The organism is Phenylobacterium sp., assembly GCF_030654915.1.
In the GTDB taxonomy this organism is placed as follows: domain Bacteria; phylum Pseudomonadota; class Alphaproteobacteria; order Caulobacterales; family Caulobacteraceae; genus Phenylobacterium.
Genome location: NZ_JAURWM010000179.1, coordinates 1 through 24,493, shown reverse-complemented (window position 1 = coordinate 24,493; position 24,493 = coordinate 1). Strand labels below are relative to the sequence as shown.

The following is a 24,493-nucleotide window of genomic DNA, read 5'->3' as shown; positions in this document are numbered from 1 at the left end:
TCAGGAAGCCCTCATGCTCCGTCACGCCGCCGCGGCTCTAGCCGTCACCCTCGCCCTGACGCTGGGCGCGCCGGCTCTGGCCGCCGACACGGTTCCGCCCATCGCCTATCAGGAGCGGACGCTCCCCAACGGACTGCGGGTGTTCTCCGCGGTCGACCGCACGACGCCCAATGTGACGGTCCAGGTCTGGTACGGCGTCGGGTCGAAGGACGATCCGGTCGGCCGCTCGGGCTTCGCCCACCTCTTCGAACACATGATGTTCAAGGCCACTCGCGACATGCCGTCGGAGACCATCGACCGCATGACCGAGGACGTCGGCGGCTTCAACAACGCCTCCACCTATGACGACTTCACCAACTACTACGAGGTCGTCCCAGCCAATCACCTGCAGCGGCTGCTGTGGGTCGAGAGCCAGCGGCTCGGCTCGCTGGTCGTCGACGAGGCCACCTTCAAGTCAGAGCGCGACGTCGTGAAGGAAGAGCTGCGCCAGTCGGTGCTGTCCCAGCCCTATGGCCGGCTGTTCTATCTCGACGTTCCGCGCGCCAGCTACACGACCCACCCCTACCAGCGCCCTGGCATCGGCTCGATCGAGGAGCTGGACGCCGCCACCATCGACGACGTGCGCGCCTTCCACGCCGCCTATTACCGGCCCGACAACGCCGCCCTGATCGTGGTCGGCAATTTCGACCAGAAAGAGCTCGACGCCTGGGTCGACAAGTACTTCGCCGGCATCAAGCGCCCGGCCGAGCCGATGAAGCGGGTGACCGCCGTCGAGCCGCCGCGCACCCAGCCCGGCGTCTACAAGGGCTATGGCCCCAATGTGCCGCTGCCGGCCGTGGTGATGACCTGGCACGCGCCGGACGCCGCCAGCCCCGACGCCCCGGCCCTCACCGTGCTCGACGCCATCCTTTCCAGCGGCAAGTCCTCGCGGCTCTATGACAGCCTGGTCTATGAACAGCAGGTGGCGGCCGAGGTCTATTCCGACGCCTCCCTGCCGCAGCAGCCGGGCATGGTGATGGCGGGCGCCATCCTGGCCAGCGGGAAGACCTTGGCGGACGGCGAAAAGGCCCTGCTCGCGCAGATCGCCCGACTGCGCGACGAACCGGTCACCCAGGCCGAACTGACCGAGGCCAAGAACGAACTGATCGCCAGCAAACTGCGCGAACGAGAAACCATCGACGGGCGCGCCTTCGCGATCGGCTATGCGCTCAGCACCGCCGGCGACCCCGCCCTGGCCAATCGCGAGCTCGCCGAACTGCAGGCGGTGACCGCCGCCGACGTGCAGCGGGCAGCCCAGAAGTACCTGGCCGACAACGGCCGCATGACCATCCTCTATCAACCGGAAACCGCGCGTCCGGCGGGGGCGCCGGACCAGACGCCGAAGCCGCCGCGCGTCGCCTCCACCAAGTACGCCGGCCCGGTCGTCACCCTGGCCCCCGCAGGCCAGCGCGCGGCCCCGCCACCGGTCGGGGCGCCGGTCTTCCCGGTCCTGCCCCGGCCCGCCGAGAAGACGCTGGCCAACGGCCTGAAGGTCATCGTCGCCAAGTCCTCCGACCTGCCCCTGGTCAGCGCCGATCTCACCGTGCGCACCGGCGCCGCCGCCGACCCCCTGGGTCTGGCCGGCGCCATGGGCATGACCGCCGGCATGCTGACCGAGGGCACCAAGACCCGCAGCGCCCAGCAAATCGCCAGCGAGTCCGAGGCCTTGGGCGCGATTCTGTCGTCGGGCGGTGGCCAGGAGTCGTCGTCGGTCAGCCTGAACGTAATGCCCGACAAGCTGTCCGCCGCCATGGCCATCATGGCCGACGTCGCCCGCAATCCCGCCTTCGCCCAGGCGGAACTCGAACGCCAGCGCAGCCAGGCCCTCGACGGCCTATCGGTCGCCTTCCAGTCGCCCGGCCAACTCGCCGGCTTCGCGGCCGCGCCGGTGATCTTCGCCGGCACCCCGTTCGGCCACGTCGCGACCGGTACGCCGGCCTCGCTACCGAAGATCTCGACCGGCGATCTCGCCAAGCTGCACACCAGCTACTTCCGGCCCGACAACGCCATCCTGGTGCTGACCGGGGACATCACGCCCGAGCAAGGCTTCGCCCTGGCCGAGCAGGCGTTCGGCGACTGGAAGGCGCCCGCCGGCCCCGCGCCGGCGCGCATCGCGATCACGCCGAACGCCAAGCCACGCGCGGTCGCCATCGACCTGCCTGGCACCGGCCAGGCCGCCGTCACGGTCGTCAAGGCGGCGATCCCTCGCGGTGATCCCGCCTACTATCCGGGCATCGTCACCAACTCGGTGCTGGGCGGCGGATATTCGGCGCGGCTGAACCAGGAGATCCGCATCAAGCGCGGCCTGTCCTACGGCGCCACCTCGCGGCTCTCGGCCATGCGCACGACCGGCCTGTTCCGCGCCTCGGCCCAGACGAAGAACGAGTCCGCCCCGCAGGTCCTGGACCTGATCGTCGCTGAGTTGACCCGGCTGGCCGAAACTCCGGCCAGCGCCGAGGAACTGAAGGCCCGCAAGTCGGTGCTGATCGGCGGCTTTGGCCGTGACCTGGCCACCACGGAGGGCCTGGCCAACATCCTCGGTAGCCTTGCCCTCTACGACCTGCCGCTGACCGAGGTCGGCGCCTATACCGGCAAGGTCGAGGCCGTGACGCCTGGTCAAGTCCAGGACTTCGCCAAGAAGAACCTCGATCCGGCCAAGGCCAGCGTCATCATCGCCGGCGACGCCAAGGCTTTCCAGGCCGGCCTCAAGACCCGCCGTCCGGACCTGGAGGTGGTGACAGTCTCTGACCTGAACCTGGACGCGGTGAGCCTGAAGAAAGCCGCGAAGTAAGGATGCGCATCGCTAGGTCCTCCCCACTGGGGGAGCCCCCGGGGGGAGGACTTAGAACGCGTTCAAGCCCGCCGCGCCCACTTCGTCAGGTCGCGTTCGCGGCCCATCAGGGCTAGGCCCGAAGCGATGGATTCCAGTTCGCTGCCGCTCTCGATCTTGGCGGGATCGAAGCGGCGATGAAAGATGTCGCGCACGGCGGGCACCAAGGACGAGCCGCCGGTTAGGAACACCCGGTCGATCTGACCGCCCTCTAGGCCGGCGTCGGCCAGGGCCTCGTCGACGGCCTTTTCGATCAAGCCCAGTTCCGGGGCGATCCAGCCTTCGAAATCGGCGCGCGTCACTTCGCGAACGATAGAGATCGTACCGGCCTCGAAGCGGAACTCGGCGCTCGCCTGCGAGGACAGCGCCTCCTTCAACTTGGAGATCGAGCGGTAAAGCATGTAGCCGTAGTTCTCATCGAGCACCTCGACCAAGCGCTCGATCTTTTCCGGCTCGACCGCCTCGCGGACCAGCTTGCGGATGTCGCGCATGTCGCGGCCGGCCCGCATCAGGGCCAACTGATCCCAGCGGGCGAAGGTCGAATAGTAGCGGTTCGGGATCGGCAGGATCTTGCCGAGCGAGGTGTAGCTCGATCCCTTGCCGAGTTCCGGCGAGACCAGGTTATCGATGATCCGGTAGTCGAAGGCGTCGCCGGCCACCCCGACCCCCGAGCGTCCCAACGGCGTGGAGTGGATCTCCCCGCCTTCGCGGGTGAAGCGGATGATCGAAAAGTCGCTGGTGCCGCCGCCGAAGTCGCCGACCAGCACGGTGGCGTCCTCCTTCAATTCGCGCGCGAAGAAGAAGGCCGCCCCAACCGGCTCGTAGGAATAGAGGATTTCGGTGAAGCCAAGCCGCTGGAACGCGATCTCGTAGCGGCGCAGGGCCAGTTCCTCGTCCGGCGCGCCGCCGGCGAAGGTGACGGGTCGCCCGACGATCACGCGCTTGGGCAACTGCGCCAGGTCATCGCCGGCATGGTCGCGCAGCTTCAGCAGGAAGGCTGAGAGCAGGTCCTCGAACAGGTAGCGACGCCCCAGGATCTGGGTCTCGCTGAAACTAGCCGAGGCCGCGAAGCTCTTGAACGACTGGATGAACCGCGTCTCCAGCGGATCCTCGACATAGGCCTCGATGGCCCAGGGACCCGCCTCGACCTCGCGATCCTTCGGCCGCTCAACCGGGGCATGGAAGGAGATCGCCGAACGGAAGGCGAAGACCTCCTTTTCCGGCGCGGGGAACCGCACCAGATGGGCCGGCCCATCGGCCCCTGCGAGCGCGATGACGGTGTTGGTCGTGCCGAAATCGATGCCGATGCTGAGATCAGCCATGTCGCGCTCTTTTCTCTATTCCTGGAGCGCGACGGCCGCCGAAACCGGCGTGGAGTTTCGGCTGTCGCGCTCTCGAAGGGGTGTGGACGACGCATCGACCACACCCCCGAGAGCGGACGATCCGTTTAGTTGGTGGTCAGGACCACGATCACGAAGCCTGAGCCTCGGCGATATCCTGCTCATAGGCCGCTAGCGTCGCCATCTGCAGAACCCGTGAGACCGAGGCCGACAGCGGCGCGATCTGCACCGACTTATCCATGCCCAGCAGCAGCGGTCCGATCACCGTGGCGCCGCCCAGGGCCTGGACGAGCTGGGTGGAGATCGCCGCCGAATGGATGGCCGGCATGATCAGCACATTGGCCGGGCCGGTCAGGCGCATGAACGGATAGTTGACCCGCTTGCTGGGGTCGAGAGCGAGTTCCGGCGGCATTTCGCCCTCGTACTCGAAATCGACTTCCATCTCGTCGAGGATCGCGACGGCGTCGCGCACCTTTTCAGAGCGCATGCCCATCGGATTGCCGAAGGTCGAATAGGACATGAAGGCCACCCGCGGCTCGTAGCCGAGGGTCTTGACGGTGCGAGCCGCCTCGATGGCGATCTCCACCAGTTCCTCGGCCTCGGGCATTTCGGTGACGTTGGTGTCGGCGATGAACAGGGTGTGGCCCTTGGCCAGCACGACGCTCATGCCCATCACCCGGCCGCCGGGCGCCGGGTCGATCACCCGCAGCACCTCTTCCAGCACCTGATCGTAGGAGCGCGTGACGCCCGTGACCATGCCGTCGGCATGACCAAGCGCCACCATGCACGCGGCGAAGGAGTTGCGATCCTGGTTGATCAGTCGCTGAACGTCGCGCTTCAGATAACCCTGACGCGACAGGCGCTCATAGAGGAAGTCCACGAACTCGGGGTTCCAGTGCGAGACCCGGGCGTTGATGATCTCCAGCTTAGTCTCGTTCGGATCGAGACCGGCGGTGAGCATGTTTTCCTTCACCAGCTCCTCGCGGCCCACCAGGACGGCGTGGCCAAGGCCGGCGGCTTCGAAGGCGTGCGCCGCGCGGATCACCGTCGGCTCCTCGCCCTCGGCGAAGACGATGCGCTTCTTCGGAGCCTTCAACACCGCGCCCTGCAGCTTCTGCAGGAAGGCGGCGGTCGGATCGAGCCGCTGGGCCAGCGACGCACGATAGGCGTCCATGTCCTCGATCGGCTTACGCGCGACCCCGGTGTCCATCGCCGCCTGGGCGACGAAGGGCGGGATGTAGGACAGCAGGCGCGGATCGAACGGGGTCGGGATGATGTACTGCGGGCCGAACTTCAGCTGCGTGCCGTGATAGGCGGCCGCGACTTCGTCCGGCACGTCTTCGCGGGCCAGGGCCGCCAGCGCGTTGGCGCAGGCGATCTTCATTTCCATGTTCACGCGGCGAGCGCGCACGTCCATCGCGCCGCGGAAGATGTAGGGGAAGCCCAGGACGTTGTTGACCTGATTGGCGTAGTCGCTGCGCCCGGTCGCCACGATGGCGTCGGGACGAACCGCGTGGACCTCTTCCGGGGTGATCTCGGGATCGGGATTGGCCATGGCGAAGATGATCGGCTTGGCCGCCATCGTCTTCACCATCTCCTGGGTCACCGCGCCCTTGGCCGAGAGGCCCAGGAACACGTCGGCGCCGACCAGCGCCTCAGCCAGGGTCCGCTTGTCGGTGTCGATCGCGTGGGCCGATTTCCACTGGTTCATGCCGGTCGGACGGCCGTGATAGATGACCCCGGTGTTGTCGACCGCGATGCAGTTCTCGGGGCGCACGCCCATGGCCTTGATCAGCTCGAGCGAGGCGATGCCCGCCGCGCCGGCGCCGCAGAGCACGACCTTGACGTCCTTCAGCTCGCGACCGGTGATCGCGCAGGCGTTCATCAGGCCCGCCGCCGAGATAATCGCCGTGCCGTGCTGGTCGTCGTGGAAGACCGGGATGTCGAGCAGCTCCTGCAGCTCGGTCTCGATCCGGAAGCACTCCGGAGCCTTGATGTCTTCAAGGTTGATGCCGCCGAAGGTGACGCCGATGTTCTTGATCACCGTGATGATCTCGTCGGGATCGGTGGCGCTGACCTCGATGTCGATCGAGTCGACATCGGCGAAACGCTTGAAGAGGACGCTCTTGCCCTCCATCACCGGCTTCGACGCCAGGGCGCCTAGATTGCCGAGGCCGAGGATCGCCGTGCCGTTCGAGATCACCGCGACCAGGTTGCCCTTGGAGGTGTAGTCGTAGGCCGCCTCAGGGTCCGCCGCGATCTTCAATACCGGCACCGCCACGCCTGGCGAATAGGCAAGCGACAGGTCCCGCTGGGTGGCCATCGGCTTGGTCGCGACAATGGCGATCTTTCCCGGCGTCGGGTACTTGTGGAAGCTCAGCGCTTCTTCGTCGGTGAAGGTGCGTTTCTCAGCGTCGCTCATTGGGGGCGGCGTATCCTCGGTGGCGCGGGTTTGGGGCGGCCAACCTATAGGGCGGCAATTGCGCTCACAACACCTCACAGGTGTCGGCGTGACCGTTCTTTTCCTTGGCCCTGCTCGGTTCGGCGCCGCACGCCAACACCCGCCGAACGCCGTCGATGCGGCTATTTTTCAGCCGCTTGCCCAGCGCTCCGGGCATAGCGTGAGCTAGAACCATCGGTTCTGAGCACGATCAACGCACCATCCTCGAACCGCATGCGCCGCAATGGGGAGCCCTCGACGACGAACAGCCCGCCCTGATCGAGCGGCTTCAGCGCCACTTCCGGCCGCCGCCCCTGGCGCAGCACCAGCCGGCCGTCGGCAGTCGCGACCTGATAGACGCCATAGTCGCCGGCATAGGCCGCGAGCTTGCCGGGCTCCACGGCCGGGGCGTCGGCGAGCGCCTCCAGCGCCCAGCGGTTCTCCACGGCGGCCGAGGTGGCGCCCGGCGTGGCCGCCAGCTTGGTCAGCGCCAGGCGCTGCGCACGGACGAGCGCCAACTTGGAGGGAGCCTCGACGTCAGGCGACACGCCAGTTCCCTCCCAGTTCTTGCCGGTGATCGGGTTGATCGGCGTGCCGTTGGACACGAAGATCCGCAGCCCGTCGCCGACATCGACGTCGCCGCCCGGATTGGCCGCCCCGGCGGACCGTTCCCCGACAATGACCGCGCGTCCGGCCGACTTCAGGGTGTAGGCGAAGCTCTCGGCGGCCGAGCCGGTCCGCCCGCTGATCAGCACATACATCGGGGTGTCCAGGCGTCGCGGCTCGGTGATCGTCACCGTCGGGCGCTCATCGGCGTCCGGCTCGCCGCGGGTCTTGAAGGTGTTGTAGACATTGGCGTCGGCGGCCACGAAACGCCCGACCAGATAGCCCACCATGGCCGGGGATCCACCGCCGTTCTCGCGCAGATCGAAGATCACCGCGTCCGTCGAGGCGATCAGGGCCAGAGCCGCGTCCGCCGTCCTCCGGGCCGCTTCATCGCCGGGCGTGAAGTCGGCGAATTCGCTCATCTCCACATAGCCGATGTTGCCTGGCAGCACCTCGGCGCGGCGAAATCCATAATTGGCGCGGCGAAGGTGCTCGGCATAGGCGCTCGGACCCGCGTCTCGCGCGCCTGCCCCAGCCGGCTCCGGCGGCGCCCAGCTCACCCGGAAGTGGCCGTCCAGGGGTGACAGGCGGGTGGTGAGGGTGGTGGCGAAATCATTCGGATTGGTCAGGCGATCATAGGCGCCTCGGCCTGCCTCGGCGCGCAGGTCGCGAGCGATCTGACCACCCCTCGCTTCGTCATAGAACTGCGTCTGGATCACGGCGGCGATCTTCTCGACCGCGACCCGCGGCTTGATGGCGGATACCTCGGCGAAGGCCGGCGCCGCTATCGTGAGGGAAAGCGCCAAGATCGAGGTGAGAAGGGTCTTCATGTGGGTCCGTCTCCGTGTTCGCCGATCCAGGTTCCGCGCAAGCTTGGCTATTTTGCGGCGTGCTCGGTCGGCGGGCCATGACGATCTTTGAATTGGCCCACGAGGTCGCGGTCTTGACCCGGCCGTTAAGGCCGGGACACTAGCGCTCCTTGTTCGCGTGCCCCGGAGATTTTCCCTTGTCCCAGCCCATCGATATCGCCGTGGCCGGCGCGCTCGGCCGCATGGGGCAAGCCGTCGCCAACGTGATCTCCAGCCGCCAGGACGTGCGCCTCGCCGCGCGCTTCGACCGCCCAGGCGTCTCGGGCGAGGGCCTGGTCGAGGCCGACGCCGCCCTCGCCGCCGCCCAGGTGGTCATCGATTTCACCACCCCGGCCGCCTCGGTCGCCCTGGCCCAGAACGTCGCCGCGCGCGGCGGTCCAGCCCTGGTCATCGGCTCCACCGGTTGCTCGGACGAACAGCTCGCCGCCATCGCGGAGGCCGCGAAGTCGGTCGCCATCGTGCACGCCGGCAACTACTCGCTCGGCGTCAACATGCTGATGGGCATGGTCGCCAAGGCCGCCCGCGCGCTCGGCCCGGACGCCTATGACATCGAGATCTTCGAGGCTCACCACAAGCGCAAGGTCGACGCTCCGTCCGGCACCGCCCTGATGCTAGGGCAGGCCGCCGCCGAGGGACGCGGGGTCAAGCTCGACGACGTCGCCCAGCGGGGCCGCGACGGCATCACCGGAGCCCGCAGGGTCGGCGACATCGGCTTTTCCGTCATGCGCGGCGGCGACATAATCGGCGAGCATTCGGTGACCTTCGCCGCCGAGGACGAGATCCTGACCATCAGCCACTCGGCCCGCGACCGGGGACTGTTCGCCCGTGGCGCGGTGGAGGCCGCCCGCTGGGTCGCGCTCCAACCGCCCGGCCTCTACGACATGCAGGACGTGCTGGGTCTCAAGGAATGAGCGACCTCCTCGCGCGCGACGCCACGGCCCAGCTGTTGGCGCTGAAGGCGAAGGAAATCTCAGCCGTCGAGTTGCTGAAGCTCTCGCTGGCCCGTCACGAACAGACCCACAGCCGGCTCAACGCCGTGGTCGCCGCCGACCTGGAACGCGCGCTCGACACCGCCAAGGCGATGGACGACCTGCGCGTCAAGGGCGCGACCCTCGGTCCGCTATGCGGCCTGCCCATGACCATCAAGGACACCCTGGACGTCGCCGGCATGGCCGCGTCCTCGGGCGTCGAGGGGATGCGCCGACGCCTGGCGGAGGATGCGGTCGCCGTCAGCCAGGTGCGCCAAGCCGGCGCGGTCATCTGGGGCAAGACCAATGTCCCGGTGATGGCCGCCGACTGGCAGACCTTCAACGGCCTATACGGCGCCACCAACAATCCGTGGGACGTCACCCGCACGCCCGGCGGCTCGTCAGGCGGGGCGGCCGCCGCGCTGGCCGCCGGGATCACGGCGTTGGAGGTCGGCTCCGACATCGGCGGCTCCCTGCGCGTACCGGCCAGCTTCTGCGGGGTCTTCTCCCACAAGCCGACCTGGGGGCTGGTCTCGCAGCGCGGCCATGTACCGCCGACGCCGGGGACCCACGCCGAGCGCGATCTCAACGTCATCGGCCCGATGGCCCGCTCGGCCCGCGACCTGCGCCTGTTGCTGTCGATCATGACCGAGGGCGTCCCGGCCAAGGCTGAAATCGCCGACCTCTCGCGGCTGAAGATCGGGCTCTGGCTCGACGGCTTCCCGCTCGATCCTGAAGTCGCCGCGGTGATCGAGGTGTTCAGCGCCCAACTCTCGGCGGCCGGCGCGGAGGTGCGGGCGATCTCCAATCCCGTCCCCCTCGACCAGCTCACCGCCGCCTATCAGATATTGCTGGGCTCGGTGGTCGCGACCGACTTGCCGTCGAAAACCCAGACCGCCATGCGGCGCATGCGCGGGATCGCGGCCCTGTCTCTCACCTTGGGCTTTGGTCAAAAGTCATGGGCGGCCATGGTGCGCGGCTACGCGGCGACCCATGCCGAGTGGATCTCCGCCGACGAGGCGCGCGCGCGCCTGAAGCAGACAGCCCAGGACGCGTTCGCGGCCTTCGACGTCATCATCGCGCCCGTCGCGCCTGTGGTGGCTTTTCCGCACGATCATGGACCCTTCGCAACCCGCAAGCTGAGGACCTCCGATGGACACAGGCTGCCCTACGGCGCCATGCTCGACTGGATATCCCTGGCGACCGCCTGCTACCTGCCCGCGACGACGGTTCCCGTGGGGCTATCGGCCTCCGGCCTGCCGGTCGGAGTACAGATCATCGGCCCGCATGGATCGGATTCGCGAACCTTGGCTATCGCCCAGGCCGTCGACGAAAATCTGGGCGGCTTCGTCGCACCGCCGGCGCGCCTGACGGCTTGAGGCGGCGGGCCGCCTCTGGCATCTCCGGGTCATCCATTCCAACCAAGGGCGATCTCCCATGACTGAACCGCGCGGCGTGACGCCCCTGACGGCCGCCTTTAAGCGCTGGGACGGCAACCAGGACCTGCCCCTGCCGGCCTACGCCACCGCTGGGGCGGCCGGCTTCGACTTCCGCGCCGCCGTGCCCGCGGGCGAGACGCTGAGCATCGAGCCCGGCGCGCGGGCGCTGGTGCCGACCGGCTTCGCCGTCGCCCTGCCGATCGGCTACGAGATGCAAATCCGACCCCGTTCAGGCCTGGCCGCCAAGAACGGCGTCTCGATCGTCAACGCCCCTGGCACCGTCGACTGCGACTATCGCGGCGAGATCTCGGTCTGCCTGATCAATCTCGGGGCCGAGACCTTCCACGTTCGGCGCGGCGACCGCATCGCCCAGGGGATCATCGCGGCGGCCCCGCAATGGACGCTGATCGAAGCCGACGAACTGGACGATACGGTTCGCGGCGCCGGCGGCTACGGCTCCACCGGCGTCTAGAGCGCTATTTGCTCCGATACTTCGGCGGAAAGCGCTCTAGCGCCGCAGGACCAACCCGACCCGCAAGGTTCGCGGCTGGTCGTAGCTCTCTAGGCCGTCTCCGGTCTGGGCGGTCTCGATCTCTGCGTCGAGCAGGTTCTCGGCCGCCGCGTAGAGCGTGAGCGCGTGCGAGACCGCCCAGTCGGCCCGCAGGTTCACCTGCGTCGCGGCCGTCAGCTTCCGGCTGTTCAGGTCGTCATCGTAGCGGTCGCCCTCATACCGGATCACCGCGCGCAGGTTGAGCGGCTCGACCGGGCGCCAAGTCGCCTCGCCGGTGAGCGTCAGACGCGGCGTCTGGGCTGGGCGCAGGCCGGTCAGCTGTGGCGCGGCCGCGCCGCCATCGATCTTGGCCTTGGTGTAGGCGCCGGCCAGGTGCAGGGAGACGCTCTCCCACCGCCGCTCGATCTGGGCTTCGACGCCATAGGCGTCCACCTCGCCAGCGTTCTGGCGTTGACGCAGCACGCCGCCGGCCGGGATGAAGCCGGCGACCGGGAAGGTCCCAGGCCCCATACCGATGGTCACATTGGCCACCGCCCTCTCCAGGCGATTGGCGAATACCGTGACGTCCCAATGCAGGTCGCCTTCCGAGCCCAGCCCGAACTCGGCGCCGTACAGCTTCTCAGGCTCCAGCCCGGCATTGGCCTCGGTCACATCGTTGCCGACCCGGAACGGCCGATAGAGCTCGTTGAGGGTCGCCGGGCGGAAACCCGCATAGGCGGCGGCCCGGACATAGCCGTCGGTCCAGGCGCCGTAGCGCGCGCCCACCCGCCCGGTCGGCAACCAGCCGTCGCGATCCTGGGGTTGGTTGTCGAGGGTTACCGCCCCCGTCGCGGCGTCGCGCTCGACCCGCCCGCCGTCATAGGTCGCCCAGCGGTCGACCCGCACGCCGGCGGTCAGCAACCAGTCGCCGAGATTGCGATAGGCCTCGCCATAGAGACCGGCCACCGACTGCGTGCCGCCGGCCACCCGTTCGCGGGTGAAGGCGCCGTTCATGTAGCGGAACTTCTCGCGCGTCTCGCCGTCGGAAAGCCGAGCGTCCACGCCCACTTCCCAACCGCCCGCCGCGACGTCGCGGCGCAGGGCGGCGTTGAGGCCGTAGCCCATCGCCGGCGTCGCATATTGCTCGCTGGCCGGGGTCGTGCCGCCTCGGCCCGCCCCCACGGCGGCCGAACGGTTCTCAAAATCGGAGCGCTTCATCCAGCCCTGGACGCGCCAGCCCAGTGCGCCCTCGGCGGCCGGCGCCTGCGCCAAGGTGGCCGACAGGGTCGCGCCGGTCGCGCGGGAATCAGAGCCGATGACGCCGGCGCCGCGCTTCTCCTGATAGCCCGACAACCTTAGGGCCAGCGGCTGGCCGGCCAGCTCCGGGGTCCAGTGCAACGCCCCGCTGAGACCGCGATAGTAGAGCGGCTGGTCGGCCGCCCCGCGTCCCTCGCGCACGGGAATCCAGCCGTCGCTAAGCTCGGCTGCCGCGCTGACGAAGACCTCGCCCACCGCCCCGGCCGCCGCCCCGCCGGCCAGGCCGCGCTCGCCGCCATAGATCTCGTATTCGCCGCCGCGCGGGACCTGGGTGCGTTCGGAAAGCTGGATCACGCCGGTCAATGCGCCCGCGCCGTAGGGACCCGCGCCTGCGCCGCGGATCACCCGCGCCTGCTCGATCCCGATGGGCGGCAGGCCGGTCCACAGCACCCAGCCACCGAACGGATCGTTCTGCGGCACGCCGTCCAGAGTCACCAAGGCGCGGCTGGCGCCGGAGCCGGCGATGGAGCGGACGCTGATCCCCTGGGTGGTCGGGTTCGAGGCTTGGCTGGAGGTCCGGCGGAAAAGCTGCACGCCCGGCGTGGCGGTCAGCGCCTCGTCCAGGCGCGGCGCGGTGGCGATGGCCTCACCGCCAAGGGTGACGATCGAAAAGGCTCGATCCATCGGCGAGGGCGGCAGTCGCGCCGCCTCGACCGTGACGACATCGACGAGCGGAGGAAGGTCTACGGGCACGGCGAGCTACTTTTCGGATGAACGGTTCAGGCCGGTGTCTCGGGCAGGGCCTTCTTGAGATAGGCGGCGATCTGGGCGGTCTCGTCCGGCGTCGCCTCCGCGCCCTTTTCGACCATGGCCTGCACGACGTCGGACCAGGGCGCGGCCTTCTGGGTGCGGTTTACGATCACGTCGGGCGCATGACAGCCGGTGCAGACGCGCAGGGTCGTGTCGCGACCTGCCCCCTCAGGCAGCAACTCGGCGCCGGGCATGGCCGGCTGAGCCGCCGCCATGCCAAACCCTGTCAGCAGCAAACCAGCCGCCAGGGCTGCAAAGATACGCATCGCTGGTTCCCCCTTCAGGCGCCGGCCGCGAACCGGGCGCCGACCAGCGCCGTCGGGATCGGTCCGCCAGCGGCCCAATCCAGCAGCTCGACCGTATGGACGATCGGCACGTCCGAGCCGCCGGCGATCTGGGTCATGCAGCCGATATTGCCAGTGGCGATGACATCGGGCCGAGTGGCCTCGAGATTCGCCACCTTGCGGTCGCGCAGCTTCCCGGCGATTTCCGGCTGCAGCAGATTGTAGGTTCCGGCCGAGCCGCAACAGATGTGCGGTTCCAACGGCTCGACCACCGTGAAGCCGGCGGCCTTGAGCAACAGCTTCGGTTGGTCGCGCACGCCTTGGCCGTGCTGCAGCGAGCAGGCCGAATGGTAGGCGACCCGCAGGCCAAGACCCGCTACCGCTGACGGGCCGCTGTCCAAGCCCGCCAAGACCTCGCTCACATCCTTGGCGATCGCCGAGACCGCCGCCGCCGGTCCGGCCCAGACCGGGTCGTCGCGGAACATGAAGCCGTAGTCCTTCACGGTCGTCCCGCAACCGGAGGCCGTGATCATGATCGCGTCCAGTTCACCGGCCGCCATCTGCGCCCGCCAGGCGGTGATGTTGGCCTTGGCCTGGGCGTGCGAGCGATCGGTCTTGCCCAGATGATGCGACAGGGCTCCGCAACAACCGCCGCCTCGGGCCGTGACGACCTCGACCCCCAGCCGGTTCAACAGGTTGATCGCCGCCCCGTTGATCTCCGGCGCCAGCACCGGCTGGGCGCAACCGGCCAGCAGCGCGACCCGCGCGCGGCGAGCGCCTCGCGCGGGGAAGACCTGCGGCGTCTCGGCGCGATCGGCGGCCGGCAGATGACGCGGCGCCATGCCGGCCATGGCCTTCAACCGCCCCGGCAGCAGGCCCGCGAACGGCCGGCCCAGATTGGCTAGGCGCAGCGCCCAGCGGAACTTGGCGGGGTCTGGCAGCACCACCGCCAGCATCGAACGCAACAGACGCTCCGGCCACGGACGGACGTGGTGCTCCTCGATATAGGCCCGAGCGTGGTCGACCAGGTGCATGTAGTTCACCCCCGAAGGACAGGTGGTCATGCACGACAGGCAGGAGAGGCAACGATCCACATGCTTGACCGTTTGCGGCGAGGGCGGGCCGCCCTTCTCCAGCATCTCCTTCATCAGGTAGATGCGGCCTCTCGGACTATCGAGTTCGTCCCCGGCCAGCAGATAGGTCGGGCAGGTCGCCGTGCAAAACCCGCAGTGGACGCAGGTGCGGATGATCTTTTCCGACGAGGCGTTGTCTGGCGAGGTCAGTTGCCGTTGCGTGAAGCTGGTCTGCATCAGAGGCCCCCGTACATTCGGCCAGGATTGAAGATCCCCTGCGGGTCGAACTGGGCCCGCACCCGCTCGCTCAAGGCGGCCAGGGCCGGCGCCAAGGGTTGGAAGGGATCCTCCGTCGCCCGCACCGCATTGGCCGCGCGCATCAGGGTCGCGTGCCCGTCGCCGCCGACGATCTCGCGCAGCACCTGGCGAACCTGGGCGGCATGGGCGTCGTCCGCCCCGGGCAGTTCCAGCCAGACCCCGCCGCCGCCCCAGTCGTAATAGCATCGCCCTGAGAGCTCGCCGGCCAGCCGCGCGCCGATCGCCGCGCCCAGGGTCGGCGGAACCGACAGCTTCCAGACCACCGTGTCCGCGCCGCCTGCGAACCAAGCTGCGTCGGCGACTTCCTTCCAGATCGCCGCCGAGGCCTCGCGATCGAGCAGGATTTGCGGCCCCGCCGCCTCCAGCGCCTGGGCCAGATGCCCGACCCGCGCCGCCACCGAGGGCCGCACGCCCTCAAGCCGCAGGAGAGTCACCGCCGCCTGGCCGATGATCCCGGCGGCCGGCGAGGCCCGAGCGACGTCGGCGGGCAGGTGCGCCGCGCTCGACACCTGGGCCGAGCTACCCAGCGCCTGAGACATGACCTTGATCGCCGCGTCGTCGGAAAGCCCCACCACGGCCAGGGTCGCCATGTCCGAGGCGGCCGGCAGCACCTTCACCGTCAGCTCGGTGGCCGCGCACAGCGTCCCGAAACTACCGGCGATCAGCTTGGGCAGGTCAAAGCCGGTGACGTTCTTCACCACCCGGCCGCCAGCCGCGAAGGCCTCGCCAAAACCGTTGACGCCCTTGACCCCAAGGCAGTGGTCGCGCGGCCCGCCGGCGGTCAGGCGCCGAGGTCCGCCCCGGCCGGTCATGATCGCTCCGCCCAAGGTGCCTTGGCCAGCCGGCAGTCCCCACAGCGGGCCGAAGTCCGGCGGCTCGAAGGCCAGTTGCTGACCGGCCTGCGCCAACATGGCCTGGATTTCGGCCATCGGCGTGCCGGGCGCGGCGGCCAGGATCAATTCTTCCGGCTGATAGGTGACGACTCCGCTCACCCCCGATAGGTCGAGGACAGCGTCGGCCTCCACCGGCCGGCCGAAGGCACGGCGCGAGCCGCCGCCGATCAGTTCCAAGGTCTTGCCGTCCGACAGCGCGTCGGCCACGGCGCTCGCGACATCGGCCGCGTCAAAGGCTTGCCAGGTCACGCTTAAAACCGATCGAGTTCGGGGAAGCGGACCTTGCCGCCGTGGATATGCACCCTCCCGAGCTCGGCGCAGCGGCAGAGTTTCGGAAACACCTTGCCGGGATTGAGCAGGCCGTCCTCGTCGAAGGCGCATTTCAGCCGCTGTTGCTGGTCGAGGTCGGCCGGCCCGAATTGGACCTCCATCAGGTCACGCTTCTCAACCCCCACCCCATGCTCGCCGGTCAGCACGCCGCCGACCTCGACGCACAGGGTCAAGATCGCCGCGCCCAGCTCCTCGGCCCGGTGCAGTTCGCCCGGCTTGTCGGCGTCGTAGAGGATCAGCGGGTGCAGGTTGCCGTCGCCGGCATGGAAGACGTTGGCGATCCGCAGGCCGCACTCGTCGGCCAGTTCGTTCATCCGCCGCAGCACCTTGGGCAGGGTGGCGCGCGGGATCGTACCGTCCATGCAGTAGTAGTCCGGCGAGATCCGCCCCACCGCCGGGAACGCCGCCTTGCGCCCGGCCCAGAAACCCTTGCGCTCGTCCTCGTTCATCGAGACCCGCAGATAGGTCGCGCCGCAGCCCTCGCCGATCTCGCGGACCACCTCGATCAGGTGGTCGACCTCAGCCGGCGGGCCGTCCAGTTCGATGATCAGCAGGGCCTCGACGTCCAGCGGATAGCCGACCTTGACGAAGGCTTCGGCCGCCTGGATCGCCAAGCGGTCCATCATCTCCATGCCGGCCGGGATGATCCCTGCGGCGATCACCGCCGCCACGCAGGCGCCCGCCGCCTCGACCTCGGCAAAGCCCATCAGCAGGGCGCGCTGGGTCTCTGGCGCTTGCAGGATGCGAACTGTGACCTCGGTCACGACGCCCAGCAGACCCTCGGACCCGCAGACCACGCCGAGCAGGTCGAGCGCCGCCGGGTCGAGGTGCTTGCCGCCCAGGCGCATCACCGTGCCGTCGATCAGCACCAGCTCGACGCCCAGCAGGTTGTTGGTGGTCATGCCGTATTTCAGGCAGTGCACGCCGCCGGCGTTCTCCGCGACATTGCCGCCGATCGAGCAGGCGATCTGGCTTGAAGGGTCCGGGGCGTAATAGAAGCCCTCGGCCATCACCGCATGGGTCACGGCCAGGTTCGTCACCCCCGGCTGAACCACCGCGCAGCGGTTCTCATAGTCGACCTCAAGAATGCGGTTGAACTTCCCCAGGCCCAGGATGATCCCGTCGGCCAAAGGTAGCGCGCCACCCGACAGCGAGGTCCCCGACCCGCGCGGCACCACCTTCAGCCCCTGCCCGTGGCAATAGGCCAACACCGCGCTGACTTGATCGACAGTGTCTGGCAGCACCACGATCATCGGGCGCTGGCGATAGGCGGTCAGGCCATCGCACTCATAGGCCGCGAGCTGCGAGTCCTCGCTGATCACCCCTTCGCCGGGCACGATCGCACGCAGGGCCGAGACGAACTCGGCCCGCCGGGCGAGCAGGCCAGGATCGGGAGTGGGCATCAACATTGAGAGCGGCCTCGTCTTTGGTTCGACATAACGCGGTCGTCGGGCGAATGCCACGCCGCTCAGCGGTTGTCCGCCGGTCACCATGCGGATGTGGGGATCCGGCGCCGACAGACTTGCACGGCGTGCTATCGCGTGGCGCGGGATGCGGACATCATTCACCCGCGCTTCATCCGGGAACACGCAAGGTTCCCGCCTATCTGGAGGAACCCCGTGTCCCATACGTCAGCTCGCCATCTGCTCGCCCTGACCGCCCTGGTCACGGGCATCGCCTCCAGCTCCGCCGCCCTCGCCGCGCCGAGCCAGGGTGAAACCCTGTTCCAACAGCGCTGCGCGACCTGCCACACCATCGCGCCCGGCGCGGCCAAGATGGGTCCGGCGCTGAAGGGCATCGTCGGCTCCAAGGCCGCCGTCGTGCCAGGCTACGCGTTCAGTCCAGCCCTCAAGGCTTCCGGCCTAACCTGGACGACGGCCAATCTGGACAAGTACCTGGCCAAGCCAACCAGCGTCGTGCCCGGCACCAAGATGATGGTCGGCCTGCCTGACCCCGCCCAGCGCGCCGCCGTGATCAGCTACCTCTCGAGTCAGACGAAATAGCCGAGGTCGCCGTCGGCGGTCAGCTCAGCGCCTGGGCCATCCGCGCGGCGAGCTTGCGTGCCACCTCGGTCTTGGCGACCCGGTCCCAGCGCTCGATCCCGTGGGCGCTCACAATCGCCACGGCGTTGTCGTCGCCGCCCATGGTGCCGGCGATGCTGACGTCATTGGCGACGATCCAGTCACACCCCTTCCGGGCGAGCTTGGCCTGGGCGTAGGTCTCGACATCGTTGGTCTCGGCCGCGAAGCCGACGACCAGTTTCGGCCGTCGATCGCCCGCCTGCGACAGCGTCGCCAGGATGTCGGGGTTCTCGATCAGGCTGATGGTCGGCGGGCCACCGGCGCCCTTCTTCATCTTGCTCCCGGCGGCGTTCTGCGGCCGCCAGTCAGAGACCGCCGCCACGCACACGGCGATGTCGGCCGGCAAGGCCGCCTCGCAAGCGGCCAGCATCTGGCGGGCGGTCTCGACATCCACCCGCGTCACCCCGACCGGGGTCGGGACAAAGACCGGCCCGGCGACCAGCGTCACCTCGGCCCCTAGATCGGCCAGGGCCTTGGCGATGGCGAAGCCTTGCTTGCCGCTGGAACGGTTGGTCAGCAGCCGCACCGGGTCGATCGGTTCGGCGGTCGGTCCCGCCGTGACGATGGCGCGCTTGCCGGCCAGCGGCCGCGCGGCCGGGCCGGCTAGGGCGGCCATGATCGCCTCGAAAATCACCGCCGGCTCGGCCATCCGACCAAAGCCGAACTCGCCGCAGGCCATGGTCCCCTCGTCGGGTCCGACGAACATCACGCCGTCGCCCTTCAGGGTCGCCAGGTTGCGACGCGTGGCCGCGTGCTCCCACATGCGCACGTTCATCGCCGGGGCCATCAGCACCGGCTTATCGGTGGCGAGCAGAGTGGTGGAGGCCAGGTCATTGGCATGCCCGTTGGCGGCCTTGGCCATCAGGTCGGCGGTGGCCGGGACCACGACCACGAGGTCGGCCGAGCGCGACAGCTCGATATGGCCCATCTCGGCCTCATCGGTCAGGGAGAAGAGTTCGGAATAGACCTTGTCCTCGCTGAGCGCGGCCAGCGACAGCGGGGTCACGAACTGAGCGCCCGCTTGGGTGAGGATCGGCCGCACGCCGACGCCCGCCTTGCGCAGCAGCCGCGTCAGTTCCAAGGCCTTGTAGGCGGCGATCCCGCCCCCGACGATCAGCAGAATCCGCTTTTCCGACAAGGCTTCGAGCCCTCCTGTGAAGGCCCGTAGGTCTAGGACAAACCGAGCCGCTGGACAAATCTCACAATCTGTTCTTAATTTGTTCCCACAACCTGGCCGGGCGAGGGAGGAAAAGCGTGGCTAAGTACAAGATGGCGTTGAGCATGGGGCTGGCCTTGGTGCTGGTCGCCGCCTGCGAGCGACCTTCCGCGGTCGCCCAGAAAGACGAGGCGAGCACCCCGGCTGAGCGGCGTGAATTCGCCAGTACGGAGTCGCCGCGCTCCAACGACGCGGCTCAGGAGCCGGTCCGTGAGCTGGACGGCAAGCCGATCTGGTCGGCCAGTCGTCGCGGCTCGGCCGAGGAGAACGCTCGGCGCGCCTTTGATCGCAATGGCGAGGCGTTCGGCGCGAAGAACCTCGATGATTTCGTTCGCAAGGCCCACGCCTTCGTGGAAAGCCCGCCGGCCGGAACCCAGCGCGTGACGCGGCCGAACGGCGACACCTTGCTCTATGACCCGAAAGGCAATGTCTTCGCCGTGGTCACCAAGGCGGGGGCTCCGCGCACCATGTTCAAGCCCGACGACGGCCCCGCCTATTGGGAAGAACAGAAGGTAAGCATGGCCCGGCGCCAGGCCTCGCGCTCGGACGGCGCCCGCGCCAGCACTGAATGACCCGCCACGTCATTCGCGAGGCGGACATCGACTGGGAGCGCGCGCCCTCCGGGCGCCACCCGTTCAATCCGGCCTCCGAGATGCGCATGGTTCGGCTCGGCGACATGAGCGGACTGAAGCGGCTCGGCGTCAATCTGGTTCGCGTCCCGCCCGGCAAGGAGAGTTTCATCCCCCACGCCCATCTGGTCGAGGAGGAGATAGCCTTCGTGACACAGGGCGCCGGCGAGGTGGTCCTGGACGGCGTTCACCATCCGATAGGGCCCGGAGACTATGTGGGTTTCCCGACCGACGGGGTGGTGCACAGCATCGTCAACACCGGTGACGTCGACCTTGTCTATCTGACGGTCGGCGAACGCGCTCGCGTCGAGGTCGCCACCATGCCGACCATCGGCAAGACCATCGTCTTCCACGACAACCGCATGACCAGGCTGGACCACGCGGGCCGCGACGAGCTCACCGCCGAGGAGTGGGTCACGAAAATGCAGCTACCACCGACGGGGTAGGTCGTGAGCGGGATCTACATCCTCGCCAGCGCAGCGTGCGGCACGCCCTATGTCGGCATGACCAATGACTTCGCGCGACGCGCTCGCCGGCGCCCGCCAGGCCAGGCCGGATCATCGCCAGTTCGGCCGCCAGGATGCCAGCTAGGGTGAAGATCAGCAGGGGGTGGACGATCGTCAGGACGAGGTCGGTCAAGGTGCCGTTCCGCTGCTCGCCGCCTGCCACATGACGTCACAACTATACGATGTAAATATTGGTTTAGGACGGGTTACGTCAAACGCAGCACGACCGCTCCCGCGGCGATCAGGCAGACCGCCGCGACCCTGGCCGGGCTGAGCTTTTCCTTCAGCACGACGACCGCGATGACGGTCGCGAACAGGATCGAGGTTTCACGCAGCGCGGCGATCACCGCCACGGGGGCGTGGGTCATGGCCCAGAGCGCCAGGCCGTAGGACGTCAGGGTGCCGAAGCCGCCAACCACGCCGAGACCCAGATGGGCGCGGGCGTAGGGCAGGAAGGTCCGCCAGCGGGCGGCCAGGACCCAGGCTAGCAGCGGAACGCCGCTCAGCAGGTTGAGCCAGAGCGTGTAGGCGACCGGCGCACCCGAGGCGCGGACCCCGGCCCCGTCGACCAGGGTGTAGCTGGCGATGACCACGGCGTTGAGCAGGGCCGCGCGGACGCCCTGGACGTTGGTCCCGCGCCCGGCGAGCGCCAGGCTCAGCACCCCGCCGCAGATCAGGGCGACGCCGGCCCAGGCGGTTGGACTGAGGATCTCGCCTAGCCAGAAACGGCTGACCAGGGCGACGAGCAACGGGGCGGTTCCGCGCATCAGCGGGTAGGCCTGGCTCATATCCGCGCCGCGATAGGCGCGGGCGACCAGCAGGTAATAGCCGACCTGCAACACCGCCGAGGCGGCGAGGAACGGCCAGCTCTCGCGCGCCGGCTGGGCCAGGAACGGCAGGGCCAGGGCCGAGATCGCCGCCGCCGAGGCCGCCACCAGAATGGTGGTCAGCAGCTTGTCGGGCGCGCCCTTGACGATGGCGTTCCAACTCGCGTGCAGCAGGGCCGCGAAGAGGACGATGCCGAAGACGCTGAGGGGCATGGCGAGGGTCTTCTCCTCTCCCCTTGGGGAGAGGTCGGGTGAGGGGGAGCGCGGTGGCGCAGGTCGAAGAGCGGCTGGGCCGCCCCCTCACCTAGCCTCTCCCAGGGGAGAGGGACATTGGTTCTGCGTCAGTCCGTGAACACGACGGTCTTGGCGCCGTTCAGCAGCACCCGGTCCTCCAGCCGCCAGCGGACGGCGCGGGCCAGGACGCGGCGTTCGATGTCGCGACCCTTGCGGATCAGGGCGGCGGGGGTGTCACGGTGGCTGATGCGCTCGACGTCCTGCTCGATGATCGGACCCTCGTCGAGGGCGGCGGTGACATAGTGGGCGGTGGCCCCGATCACCTTCACGCCGCGCTCATGAGCCTGGTGATAGGGCCGCGCGCCCTTGAAGCCGGGCAGGAACGAGTGGTGGATGTTGATGCAGCGTTCTTCGAGCTTGGCGCTCAGGTCGTTGGACAGCACCTGCATGTAGCGGGCGAGGACCACCAGCTCGGTCTGGGTGTCCTGGATCAGCCGCCAGATGGCCGCTTCCTGCTCGACCTTGGTGTCGCGTGTCACCGGCAGGTGGTGGAAGGGCACGTCGGAGATGTCGAGATTGGCGTAGGTCTCCTTCGGGTGGTTCGACACCACCGCGGAGATCTCCATCGGCAGTTCGCCCCGTCGCCAGCGATAGAGCAGGTCGGCCAGGCAGTGGTCCTGCTGGCTGGCCAGAATCATCACCTTCCGCTTCACCTTCGGGTCTCGCAGGCTCCAACTCATGGAGAAGCTTTTCGCCAGGGTTTCGAAGTCGCCGCGCAGCAGGTCGAGGTCCGCGCCCTGGGCGTCGAACACCACCCGCATGAAGAACTTGCCGGTCTCCTGGTCGTCATACTGCTGGGCGTCGAGGATGTTGGCCCCCCGCTCGAACAGGAAGGCGGAGACGCGGGCGACGATGCCGGGTTGGTCGGGGCAGGAGAGGGTCAGGATCATGGCGCCCGTCTAGGGCGCGTTCCTGACTAATCCGTCAAGCTTTCAGCCTTCCTGACTTGGAGTTGGGTCGAGGCGAGGTCTAGGGTCGGCTTATGCCGACTTCAGAAGCCCTCACCCCGCGCGCGCTAGAGATCCTCGAAACCCTGGTGGCCTTCGACACCACCTCGCGGCTCTCCAACCTGGCCCTGATCGAGTGGGTGGAGACCTATCTGGATCGTCACGGCGTCGTCCATCGCCGGGTGCCAAACCACGACGGGACCAAGTCGAACCTGCTGGCGACCATCGGCCCGAACGTCGAGGGCGGGGTGGTGCTGTCGGGTCATACCGATGTGGTGCCGGTCGACGGCCAGGCCTGGAGCACCGATCCCTTCAAGCTGACGCCGAAGGACGACGGGCGGATCTATGGTCGCGGGACCTGCGACATGAAGGGGTTCCTGGCCCTGTCGCTGGCGGCCGTGCCTGGCCTGGTGGCGTCGCGCCCGAAGAAACCGGTCCACCTGGCCTTCTCCTATGATGAGGAGATCGGCTGCCTGGGCGCGCCGGACATGATCGCCGTCATCGGCTCCGAACTGCCCCGCCCGGCCCTGGTGGTGGTGGGCGAACCGACCGACATGGTGGCGGTCTCCGGCCATAAAGGCATCTCGACCTTCAAGGTGACGGTCAACGGCAAGGAAGCCCATTCCAGCCAGACCCATCTGGGCGTTTCGGCGATCATGGAGGCGGTGAAGCTGATGGCTTCATTGTCGGATCTGGCTGAGCGGTTGGAGCATGAGGCCGATCCGGCCTCGCCCTTCCTGCCCAAGCACACGACCCTGACCATCGGCGTCGTCCATGGCGGAACGGCCGGCAACATCCTGGCCCGCGAGTGCGCCTTCCAGTTCGACCTGCGCGGCGCGCCGGGGCAGGACCCGATGCAGATCCTGGCGCCGTTCTTCGCTGAGGTTGAGGCGCTGGACGCCAGGCTGAAGGCGTTGTTCCCAGTGGCGGGGGCCAAGATCGTGCGTCGGTCCGGTACGCCAGGTCTGTCGCCGGAAAAGGACGGCGCGGCCGAGGCGTTCGCGCGCCGCCTGGCCGGCGACAACGGTCCGCCGCGTGTCGTGCCCTACGCCGCCGAGGCGGGGCAGTTCCAGGAGGCCGGCTTCTCGACCGTCATCTGCGGCCCTGGCTCAATCGACCAGGCCCACCAGCCCGACGAATATGTCGAGCGCACTCAGATGGAGCGCGGCGGGGCGTTCATGGCGCGGTTGATCGACTGGGCCGCAAAGGGCGAATGACCGGCCGGCGGCCGGTCAGGTCGCGCGGGTTCCAGGTCATCGCCTTGGCGATCTCCCAGGCGCTAGCGCGGCGGGCGGTCTGAACCGCGCGCCGGCTTTTCAGGATGGTCGGCAGGCCCTTCAGAGACTCCTTGAACGCCCGCCAGACGATATGGGCGTGGGGCCGGTTCTCGCGGCGGCTGGAGATATAGACCACGCCCATCAGATGCAGCGGCACGACGATGGGCAGCAGGATCGCCGGGGTGTCCTTGTAGACCACGTAGAAGCGGTTTCGGGTGCCGTGGAACACCGCGAACTCCGACTTGCGTCCGCCGCTCGAGGCCGAGCCCACGTGACGGATCACCGCGCTGGGAACCAGCAGGGTCGGCTCGCCGGAGAGCTGCAGTCGGTAGCCGAGATCGACGTCTTCCGAATAGCAGAAGAAGAACTCGTCGAACCCGCCGAGCTTCAGGAACAGCGCCCGGTCGATCATCATCGCCGCGCCGCAGGGGGAGAACACCTCGCCTTCCGGCGTGTCGCCGGGGTCACGCGACAGATAGCCGCCCCGATAGGGGATGCCGTAGCCGGACATCACGTCGCCCAGCCCGTCTAGCAGCCCAGGGTCCTCATCCATCAACTGGCGTGAGGTGAAGGAGAGCAGCTGCGGATAGCGCGCGGCCGCGCCGGCCAGCTCCTCCAGCCAGTTCGGCTGCGCGAAGGCGTCGGGATTGAGCAGCACGTACCAGCGGCCGCGCGCAAGCCTCGCGCCCTGGTTCCCGGCGCCCGCGAAGCCCAGGTTCTCGCTGTTCTC

20 protein-coding genes are annotated in these 24,493 nt (G+C 68.5%); 8 read left to right on the top strand and 12 right to left on the bottom strand.

Annotated elements, in window-relative coordinates:
- The first annotated feature begins 13 nt into the window (after positions 1 to 13).
- On the top strand, positions 14 to 2,830 hold the full coding sequence (locus tag Q7T84_RS09210; protein ID WP_304808006.1) for a pitrilysin family protein: 2,817 nt from the start codon (positions 14 to 16) through the stop codon (positions 2,828 to 2,830).
- Positions 2,831 to 2,892: 62 nt separating this feature from the next.
- Here the strand turns inward: Q7T84_RS09210 and Q7T84_RS09205 are convergent, their stop codons facing one another.
- The 3 genes from Q7T84_RS09205 to Q7T84_RS09195 form a co-directional block, all read right to left on the bottom strand.
- Positions 2,893 to 4,191, bottom strand: coding sequence for an Hsp70 family protein (locus tag Q7T84_RS09205; protein ID WP_304808004.1), 1,299 nt, complete (start codon positions 4,189 to 4,191; stop codon positions 2,893 to 2,895).
- Between the two features lie 148 nt (positions 4,192 to 4,339).
- Positions 4,340 to 6,631, bottom strand: coding sequence for an NADP-dependent malic enzyme (locus tag Q7T84_RS09200; RefSeq protein ID WP_304808002.1), 2,292 nt, complete (start codon positions 6,629 to 6,631; stop codon positions 4,340 to 4,342).
- Between the two features lie 161 nt (positions 6,632 to 6,792).
- Complete coding sequence (locus Q7T84_RS09195) at positions 6,793 to 8,085, bottom strand: S41 family peptidase (RefSeq protein WP_304808000.1); 1,293 nt, start codon at positions 8,083 to 8,085, stop codon at positions 6,793 to 6,795.
- 176 nt (positions 8,086 to 8,261) lie between these two features.
- Between Q7T84_RS09195 and dapB the strand changes: the two genes are divergently transcribed.
- The 3 genes from dapB to dut are packed head-to-tail and all read left to right on the top strand — an operon-like array spanning position 8,262 to position 11,003.
- Positions 8,262 to 9,035 (top strand): 4-hydroxy-tetrahydrodipicolinate reductase, encoded by a 774-nt coding sequence (dapB, locus tag Q7T84_RS09190; protein WP_304807998.1) that lies wholly within the window; start codon positions 8,262 to 8,264, stop codon positions 9,033 to 9,035.
- Positions 9,032 to 10,471 (top strand): amidase family protein, encoded by a 1,440-nt coding sequence (locus Q7T84_RS09185; RefSeq protein WP_304807996.1) that lies wholly within the window; start codon positions 9,032 to 9,034, stop codon positions 10,469 to 10,471. The genes dapB and Q7T84_RS09185 overlap by 4 nt, the downstream gene beginning before the upstream one ends.
- A 58-nt stretch (positions 10,472 to 10,529) precedes the next feature.
- Positions 10,530 to 11,003, top strand: coding sequence for a dUTP diphosphatase (gene dut, locus Q7T84_RS09180; RefSeq protein ID WP_304807994.1), 474 nt, complete (start codon positions 10,530 to 10,532; stop codon positions 11,001 to 11,003).
- 36 nt (positions 11,004 to 11,039) lie between these two features.
- Here the strand turns inward: dut and Q7T84_RS09175 are convergent, their stop codons facing one another.
- From Q7T84_RS09175 to Q7T84_RS09155, 5 genes are read right to left on the bottom strand one after another with little or no spacing between them, the layout of a single operon-like run.
- On the bottom strand, positions 11,040 to 13,031 hold the full coding sequence (locus Q7T84_RS09175; protein ID WP_304807992.1) for a TonB-dependent receptor: 1,992 nt from the start codon (positions 13,029 to 13,031) through the stop codon (positions 11,040 to 11,042).
- Positions 13,032 to 13,057: 26 nt separating this feature from the next.
- A complete protein-coding gene (locus Q7T84_RS09170) occupies positions 13,058 to 13,354 on the bottom strand; it encodes a hypothetical protein (protein ID WP_304807990.1) in 297 nt (98 codons plus the stop codon).
- Positions 13,355 to 13,368: 14 nt separating this feature from the next.
- Positions 13,369 to 14,682: a glycolate oxidase subunit GlcF gene (gene glcF / locus Q7T84_RS09165; protein WP_304807988.1), complete on the bottom strand. Its 1,314-nt coding sequence runs from the start codon at positions 14,680 to 14,682 to the stop codon at positions 13,369 to 13,371.
- On the bottom strand, positions 14,682 to 15,905 hold the full coding sequence (locus Q7T84_RS09160; protein ID WP_304807986.1) for an FAD-binding protein: 1,224 nt from the start codon (positions 15,903 to 15,905) through the stop codon (positions 14,682 to 14,684). Before Q7T84_RS09160 ends, glcF begins: the two co-directional genes overlap by 1 nt.
- Before the next feature lie 2 nt (positions 15,906 to 15,907).
- A complete protein-coding gene (locus tag Q7T84_RS09155) occupies positions 15,908 to 17,395 on the bottom strand; it encodes an FAD-linked oxidase C-terminal domain-containing protein (RefSeq protein WP_304807983.1) in 1,488 nt (495 codons plus the stop codon).
- 210 nt (positions 17,396 to 17,605) lie between these two features.
- On the opposite strand from Q7T84_RS09155, the gene Q7T84_RS09150 reads away from it, so the two are divergent.
- Entirely contained in the window at positions 17,606 to 17,989 is a 384-nt protein-coding gene (locus Q7T84_RS09150; RefSeq protein ID WP_304807981.1) for a cytochrome c family protein, read from the top strand.
- 19 nt (positions 17,990 to 18,008) lie between these two features.
- On the opposite strand, the gene coaBC is transcribed toward Q7T84_RS09150, so the two are convergent.
- On the bottom strand, positions 18,009 to 19,205 hold the full coding sequence (gene coaBC / locus Q7T84_RS09145) for a bifunctional phosphopantothenoylcysteine decarboxylase/phosphopantothenate--cysteine ligase CoaBC (RefSeq protein ID WP_304807979.1): 1,197 nt from the start codon (positions 19,203 to 19,205) through the stop codon (positions 18,009 to 18,011).
- A gap of 116 nt (positions 19,206 to 19,321) precedes the next feature.
- On the opposite strand from coaBC, the gene Q7T84_RS09140 reads away from it, so the two are divergent.
- Both Q7T84_RS09140 and Q7T84_RS09135 read left to right on the top strand, forming a co-directional pair.
- A complete protein-coding gene (locus Q7T84_RS09140) occupies positions 19,322 to 19,855 on the top strand; it encodes a hypothetical protein (protein WP_304807978.1) in 534 nt (177 codons plus the stop codon).
- The gene (locus Q7T84_RS09135; protein WP_304807976.1) at positions 19,852 to 20,358 is read left to right on the top strand and encodes a cupin domain-containing protein; all 507 of its coding nucleotides are present in this window, start codon (positions 19,852 to 19,854) and stop codon (positions 20,356 to 20,358) included. The genes Q7T84_RS09140 and Q7T84_RS09135 overlap by 4 nt, the downstream gene beginning before the upstream one ends.
- Positions 20,359 to 20,624: 266 nt before the next feature.
- Here Q7T84_RS09135 and Q7T84_RS09130 read toward each other — a convergent pair whose 3' ends face one another.
- Complete coding sequence (locus tag Q7T84_RS09130; RefSeq protein WP_304807974.1) at positions 20,625 to 21,458, bottom strand: EamA family transporter; 834 nt, start codon at positions 21,456 to 21,458, stop codon at positions 20,625 to 20,627.
- 128 nt (positions 21,459 to 21,586) lie between these two features.
- Positions 21,587 to 22,429, bottom strand: a complete 843-nt coding sequence (purU, locus tag Q7T84_RS09125; protein ID WP_304807972.1) for a formyltetrahydrofolate deformylase — start codon at positions 22,427 to 22,429, stop codon at positions 21,587 to 21,589.
- A 92-nt stretch (positions 22,430 to 22,521) separates the two neighbouring features.
- On the opposite strand from purU, the gene argE reads away from it, so the two are divergent.
- The gene (gene argE / locus Q7T84_RS09120; RefSeq protein WP_304807970.1) at positions 22,522 to 23,703 is read left to right on the top strand and encodes an acetylornithine deacetylase; all 1,182 of its coding nucleotides are present in this window, start codon (positions 22,522 to 22,524) and stop codon (positions 23,701 to 23,703) included.
- Here the strand turns inward: argE and Q7T84_RS09115 are convergent.
- Positions 23,663 to 24,493, bottom strand: an 831-nt coding sequence (locus Q7T84_RS09115; RefSeq protein WP_304807968.1) for a glycosyltransferase, incomplete at its 5' end; no start/stop codon positions are given. The two genes, argE and Q7T84_RS09115, sit on opposite strands and share 41 nt — an antisense overlap.